This is a genomic window from Paraburkholderia sp. SIMBA_053 (genome assembly GCF_046534895.1).
GTDB classification, from domain to species: domain Bacteria; phylum Pseudomonadota; class Gammaproteobacteria; order Burkholderiales; family Burkholderiaceae; genus Paraburkholderia; species Paraburkholderia caledonica.
On sequence record NZ_JAWRXU010001686.1, the window covers coordinates 1 to 237 of the forward strand.

The 237-nt window shown below is 68.8% G+C and carries 1 protein-coding gene; it reads right to left on the minus strand.

The window, feature by feature from the left end; all coding sequences use genetic code 11:
- Positions 1–213: DUF308 domain-containing protein (locus SB753_RS41280; protein WP_410805715.1), on the minus strand; the 213-nt coding region annotated here is incomplete at its 3' end.
- Between the last annotated feature and the right edge of the window lie 24 nt (positions 214–237).

The following is a 237-nucleotide window of genomic DNA, read 5'->3' on the forward strand; positions in this document are numbered from 1 at the left end:
TCCGCCCTTCGTCCTGCTCAGCCCGCCGATGGCCGCGTAGATGACACCGGCGACGATCGCGTAGGCGGCGACGAGAGCGGTGACGGCCATCGCGGTCTTGCCCGGCCAGACGAGGATCACCACCCCGACGACGAGGGCGAGCGATCCCCCCACGCCGATGGCGATGCGGATGCCGTCGAAGGCGGTCTTCGTGGACGTGGGTGCAGCGTGCATAGGCGTTTCCTCGAGAGTCGATCG